Annotated in this window: 6 protein-coding genes and 1 tRNA gene; 5 read left to right on the top strand and 2 right to left on the bottom strand. The window is 47.9% G+C overall.

Going from position 1 to position 5,017, the window contains the following annotated elements; translation table 11 throughout:
* Positions 1 to 244 precede the first annotated feature (244 nt).
* On the bottom strand, positions 245 to 682 hold the full coding sequence (locus L9W92_RS18405; RefSeq protein WP_240085199.1) for a type II toxin-antitoxin system VapC family toxin: 438 nt from the start codon (positions 680 to 682) through the stop codon (positions 245 to 247).
* Positions 660 to 872 (bottom strand): hypothetical protein, encoded by a 213-nt coding sequence (locus tag L9W92_RS18400; RefSeq protein ID WP_240085198.1) that lies wholly within the window; start codon positions 870 to 872, stop codon positions 660 to 662. Before L9W92_RS18400 ends, L9W92_RS18405 begins: the two co-directional genes overlap by 23 nt.
* A 762-nt stretch (positions 873 to 1,634) precedes the next feature.
* Here L9W92_RS18400 and L9W92_RS18395 point away from each other — a divergent pair.
* The 5 genes from L9W92_RS18395 to L9W92_RS18375 all read left to right on the top strand — a co-directional run bounded on the left by L9W92_RS18395 (position 1,635) and on the right by L9W92_RS18375 (position 4,783).
* Positions 1,635 to 1,910, top strand: coding sequence for a hypothetical protein (locus L9W92_RS18395; protein ID WP_240085197.1), 276 nt, complete (start codon positions 1,635 to 1,637; stop codon positions 1,908 to 1,910).
* A complete protein-coding gene (locus tag L9W92_RS18390) occupies positions 1,911 to 2,120 on the top strand; it encodes a hypothetical protein (protein ID WP_240085196.1) in 210 nt (69 codons plus the stop codon).
* On the top strand, positions 2,117 to 3,367 hold the full coding sequence (locus L9W92_RS18385) for an MBOAT family O-acyltransferase (protein WP_240085195.1): 1,251 nt from the start codon (positions 2,117 to 2,119) through the stop codon (positions 3,365 to 3,367). Before L9W92_RS18390 ends, L9W92_RS18385 begins: the two co-directional genes overlap by 4 nt.
* Before the next feature lie 297 nt (positions 3,368 to 3,664).
* Positions 3,665 to 4,609 carry an L-lactate dehydrogenase gene (locus tag L9W92_RS18380; protein WP_376741835.1) on the top strand — a complete coding sequence of 315 codons (945 nt, stop codon included), beginning with the start codon at positions 3,665 to 3,667 and terminating at the stop codon, positions 4,607 to 4,609.
* Between the two features lie 99 nt (positions 4,610 to 4,708).
* Positions 4,709 to 4,783 (top strand) — tRNA-Arg (locus L9W92_RS18375).
* Positions 4,784 to 5,017 lie beyond the last annotated feature (234 nt).

Raw genomic sequence — 5,017 nt, 5'->3', positions numbered from 1 at the left:
GATGAGCATTTTTGATTCCCCCGCTCACTCAACTTCTTTCATGAATAATTATACCATTTTTGGACAAAAATTTTGGACAAAAAGTCCATCTGCATTGCTGCAAATGGACTTTTTCAGTGCCCTTGATGACAAGGCTTAGGGTTTTTTTGCCGAGGAGGTGGTAACTCTGATTAAAAAAGTGGAAATCCGGATAGCCAAAAATTTTTACATTAGAGTTCTGATGGCTCCTGCGAGTTAAAATCGACTATAAGCCCAGGGGCCAAATATTTGTTTTTTTAATACGAAAATGAGAGTCGAAACCAAATACGTCTTTTATTTTCATGTTTTCGACTACAGCAAAACTTATTGCATCAACATATGATAACTTCTGGTCTTGAAATTGGCGCAAGATTACTTGCGCTTGAGTATCCAGAACTGGATCAGGGTAGATAATTTTTAACCATTTAGAGGCAATGGAATCCTGAATAACATCTAAGAATTCTATGGCTGTTCTGTAGTTTACATGGTATCTGAACCACGTATAAGTCTCTGATATTACAAGTATTGTTGTAATTAGTATTGTTTTCTTGGTTAACGAACCATAGTAATCAACGGCATTATCATGATACTGGTCGTTTTTGCTAAATATAGCAATTAATGCAGCAGAGTCGATAAAAAGTTTAGAGGGGGGCCTTGCCACCATATAAATCCTCCTTATACCGCTGAGAACCATCTTTGGGGGCATTAACCTTTCCAATCAACCGAGAGAAAGGGTCGTTTGGACCACCTCTTTTTTCATCTTCAGAAACAGGCGTGTTAAACATTTTAAACAGTTTTTCACGCTGACTGGGGGTTAGTTTACGTATTTCTTCAGCCAGACGTTCAATGGCCATGTTATATCACCTCAATGTTTTAATGACATTATACCATATCGACCACCCATTCACTACCCACCCACCTATATAGTCCTCTGGACGGATTATAATAGATAATATTCCAAACATATTGAAATAATCTCTGTAAGCTGCCATGAAGGAACGCAAGGTTATGTCGGTAACGTGCCCAATATTTCATCACGAGGGGCGAGTCGTCAGGGAAAGACGTCTTTGCTGATTTAATACCAAGTGCTTCTTTGATAGAAGTTTGTAATAATTGGGAGAAATTTAAACCAGCTTGTTCTCCGGCGTCACGTAACCATTTGGGTAATGTGCAATTCTTGGTTACAGCTTTATTTGTTGCTTCATTTCGGTAAGAAATAGGCGGGGTCAGGCCAGGACTCTGGTTTTCCGGAATGAGTATAACCGTACCAGTGAAAATGGGTATAAGAGCAAATTAGGGTTTATCAATGCTTAGATTGTTCCGGTTACCCTCATCGACATAAATGTAAGTCAGAGAAACCCTTTGCTAACAGGATAATTAACACTGGCTGTGCTTAATCCCGGCGGGGACTTTGTTTAAGCTCGCTAATCCTTGACTTCTTGTCCACCCCGTCAAACCATCCACACATGGATTTTGCCGGGGGTTGTTTTTTGTCCGGTTTGCAACCTGGGATGTTGCTCAATGCTGTTTACCAAAAAGTTTGTAAAAGGGAATGCTCCACTTTTGTCGAAAGAAAGTTATGAGTGCGTAAGTGTTCCTTTTGGGGAGGACATGAAGTGAGACAGCAAACGGCGGGAAGAATTGCATTTCTGGTATCTCTGGCGCTCTTCTTCGTCGCTTCTAATTTATGGGCCGAATGGTATGTTTACCACCGGATGGGGTTTGACAGTAGTTTCCGGTTCGAGAGCGGAGCCCACGTGAAGAGTGATGTCCTTGATTTATATGTGGATTTCAAGTACTATCGGGAACTCTGCCGCTACCTGGAGGAAAATGAAATCCCGGCGGTCATTTTTTTGAGCCCGGTCAACCATGCCCTGCTGCAGCGATACTAGTTGCTTGACTACGACGCATATGAGAAGAACACCGGCATCATTGCGCGGGCGGCGCTCCAAAGGGATATCGCGTTTTTTAATTACCAGGACGCCATCCCGCAGGAGCTGTTCCACGATTCCCTGCACATGCTTGACGGCGGAAACGCCGCCATGGCCGAACTTTTGAGCAGGGACCTGCGGCCATACCTGCAAGGAGTCCATGCCAGATGATTTTTAACACGTGGATATACGGAGCGTTCCTGGCGACATTCTCCATCCTTTACTGGACGGTTATTCCCTCCAGGGGCCGCCCCACGGCACTCGTTCTGGCGGGCCTGGTTTTTTACACTTATTATTATCCCGTGCACACCCTGCTGATCGTTGCCCTGCTCCTGGCGGCTTATGGGTTCGGCGCCGTCATTTATCGAATTAAATTTGAAAAGCCGCATGGCGGATTAGTTAGTTCATCAAGCATAAAGGCAATTTTCATCGTGTCCCTGGCTGTCTGCCTCGGAGCGCTAGCTTACTATAAGTACCTGAAACTTTTCGCGTCAGCGTTGAATCATCTTTCCGGCGTGCTGCACCGGGAAAGCGCCTTTACCGTTCCTGACCTGGTTGTGCCGCTGGGCTTGTCCTTTTTTGTCTTCGAATTTATCCACTACCTGGCGGACACCTACAAAGGCGTGGCGCCCAAGGCCGGCTTAATTGAATTCACCGCTTTCGGCCTCTTCTTTCCCACTTTGGTGTCAGGGCCCATTAAGAGGTTTCAGCCGTTTTTGGAGCAGTTGCGCGGCCAAACCGCCTTTCGGCTGGAATTCCTCAGCGACGGCCTGTACCGCATCATCATCGGCATTGGGAAGAAGGTAATCATTGCCGACAGTATGTTATATTATACCTGGCCTCTGGCAAATCCTGCCGGCGTCTCCGCGCAGGATTTATGGGTGGCTGTCTATGCCTTCGCCGTAAAAATCTATTTTGATTTCGCCGGCTATTCGGACATCGCCATCGGCAGCGCCAGGCTTTTGGGCTTCCGGGTGCCGGAAAATTTCAACCGGCCGTACCTGCAGCCGAATATAGCGTCTTTCTGGAACAACTGGCACATGTCCTTGAGCAGCTGGATCAGGGATTATCTTTACATTCCCCTGGGCGGGAACAGGGGGTCGCTGTTTTTTACCATTAGAAATCTCCTTGTTTCCATGGTATTGTGCGGCCTCTGGCACGGCGCGGCGTGGAATTTTGCGGTGTGGGGTTTCTACCACGGGGTCGGGATGAGTTTTCATAGACTCTACCGGAAAAAAGCCTCTGCGATCGTCAGCTATGTTGAAAAACTGCCGGCTCCGCTAATAAAAACGGTATCCGTTGTTCTAACTTTTCATTTCGTCTGTGTCGGCTGGGTATTTTTTGCCACGAATCTGAGAAACGCGTTTTACATCCTGGGCGTCCTGTTTGAGCCGCTCGGAATTATTTTTAGGTGGTGATGTTATTTTATGGTCAGGGTCGTTATTTTAAATGTTTTAAAAGCTCTTATATTAACGATAATTATTGTGTTGGCGGTGTTATTCAGCACCGGCCAGGAGTCCAGGTTTATTTACACGGATTTCTAGGGCGGCGAGGCGCTTTTATTGCCGCAACGGCCATGGTTCATATATGTTTTTTATGATACCTGTACTGGTGATTTGATATACATCACTATGCTGGTTATGGCCGGACAGTTCCGGAATCTTCCTTGCTTCAGCCGGGTATAATAGTGAAAAACAAAACGGAGTTGATTAACAATTCTGAGCAAGTCGAACCGGAAGGCTGCCGTGGTGGGAGCCGGGTCGGTCGGGGCCTCGGTGGCTTACGCCCTGACTATCAGCGGCCTCGTTTCGGAACTGGTGCTGGTGGACGTTAACAGCGCCAAGGCCGAAGGCGAGGCCATGGACCTGGCGCACGCCGCTGCTTTTATCAAGCCGGTGACAATATACGCCGGATCTTTTGAGGATTGCCGGGACGCCGGCCTTGTAATCTTCTGCGCCGGGGCAAGCCAGAGGCCGGGAGAAAGCCGGTTGGACCTGCTGCAAAAGAATTACGCTATTTTGCGGGAGAGCCTTGCCGAATTGCGGCGCGTGGGCGGCGACGGCATCCTCTTAATTGTCAGCAATCCTGTTGACGTGCTGACCTACGCCGCTTTGAAAATCACCGGACTGCCCCCGGAGCGGGTTTTCGGCTCCGGAACGGTTCTGGACAGCTCCCGTTTCCGGCATAATCTGAGCTGCCATTGCGGTGTCGCCTCCAGGAATATCCACGCTTACGTCGTGGGAGAGCACGGAGACAGTGAAGTGCTGCTCTGGAGCCTGGCGTACATCGCCGGCACGGGGCTGGGTCGTTTCTGCGAACTGGCCGGCATCCCGCCGGTTGACCGGCAGGAGGTTGACGCCAGGGTGAGAAACGCCGGCTACGAGATTATTTCGAAAAAGGGAGCGACGTACTACGCCGTCAGCCTGGCGGTGAAGCGAATCTGTGAAAGCATTATCCGCGATGAGTACAGTATCCTGACAGTATCCGGGCTGATTGACGGCGCTTACGGCATCAGCGGCTGTTGTTTGAGCCTGCCGGCTGTGGTAAACTCGCGGGGGCGGGGAAGTCCGCTGGAATTGCCGCTGAAAGGGGAGGAAGAAGAGGCCTTGCGGCGCTCGGCGGATATTTTAAAGGCCGCCATAAAGCAAATAAACCTGTAGTAAATCGTAGCCCAAAACAACTTCCCCAAAACCTTCCCTTGCAATAAGGTTGAATTTAGATATAATATTATAGTAACTTAATTTTATTGGTTTGGTTATGCGCCCGTAGCTCAGGGGATAGAGCGCCGGCCTCCGGAGCCGGAAGCGCAGGTTCGATTCCTGCCGGGCGCACCAGTAATAACCAGCGAAGCCTTGAAAATCAAGGGCACTGAAAAAGCCACTATTTTATAAAGCAGCGGCTTTTTCAGCGCATGTATATTCCTTTATAAATCAATCTGAATATCAAAATAGTATTGAAAATAAAATAAGCGGCAACATTATACCGCTTTTAGTTCGTTTAATTTCACGATTCTTTTTACATTCACCACAAAGGCCGTGAAGTAGGTTTGTAATCGCATAGCGACAAGG

This window comes from Pelotomaculum terephthalicicum JT (assembly GCF_022410535.1).
GTDB classification, from domain to species: domain Bacteria; phylum Bacillota; class Desulfotomaculia; order Desulfotomaculales; family Pelotomaculaceae; genus Pelotomaculum_D; species Pelotomaculum_D terephthalicicum.
Note: the sequence above shows the minus strand (reverse complement) of the source record. Positions and strands in the feature narration are given on the sequence as shown.

What these genes read in the sequence shown, in the direction of transcription:
- L9W92_RS18405 (WP_240085199.1), bottom strand. Translation starts at nt 682, where the DNA reads ATGGTGGCAAGGCCCCCCTCTAAACTTTTTATCGACTCTGCTGCATTA.
- L9W92_RS18385 (WP_240085195.1), top strand. Translation starts at nt 2,117, where the DNA reads ATGATTTTTAACACGTGGATATACGGAGCGTTCCTGGCGACATTCTCC.
- L9W92_RS18400 (WP_240085198.1), bottom strand. Translation starts at nt 872, where the DNA reads ATGGCCATTGAACGTCTGGCTGAAGAAATACGTAAACTAACCCCCAGT.